This window comes from Pelomonas candidula (genome assembly GCF_043555985.1).
GTDB lineage: Bacteria > Pseudomonadota > Gammaproteobacteria > Burkholderiales > Burkholderiaceae_C > Pelomonas > Pelomonas candidula.
In genome coordinates, this window is record NZ_JBIGIC010000049.1 from 1 (window position 1) to 476 (window position 476).

The 476-nt window shown below is 66.0% G+C and carries 1 pseudogene; it reads right to left on the reverse strand.

The features are described 5' to 3' along the window. Positions 1-142 precede the first annotated feature (142 nt). A pseudogene (locus ACG04R_RS28425) lies at positions 143-476 on the reverse strand (IS21 family transposase); the annotation flags it as partial.

A 476-nucleotide genomic window follows, 5' to 3' on the forward strand; every position in this document is an offset into this window, starting at 1 on the left:
CCGAAATGGGCGGTCACGATGCCGAAACGGCCGGTCACGATGAGCCGAAATCAGCGGTCGGTCACGATGACCGAAATGACCGGTCACGATGCCGAAATCGGCGGTCACGTTGGGCCGAAATACGCAGGCGTTGGTCTTGGTCTCACGCATGACGCACCTTCCTCTCCTCGCGCAGCGCGTCGTAGCGGTCCACGTTGGCCTGAGGCTCGGTGACCAGGCGCAGCGCGTGCGGTGCGTCCACCGGCGGTGGCTCGGCCTTGCCGTCCAAGAGTCGGTGCAGCACATTGAGCACGTACATCTTGGTGGGCACGCCCACTTCCAGCGCCAGCTCGACGGCTGCCAGCACGGCCTGCTCCTCGTGGTGCAGCACCAGCGCCAGCACCTCCACCATCTCGCGGTCCCCGCCTGGCTTCTTGAGCAGCTCGGTCTGCAGCTTCTTGAAGGCCACCGGCAGCTCGGTGAACGGCGCGCCGTTG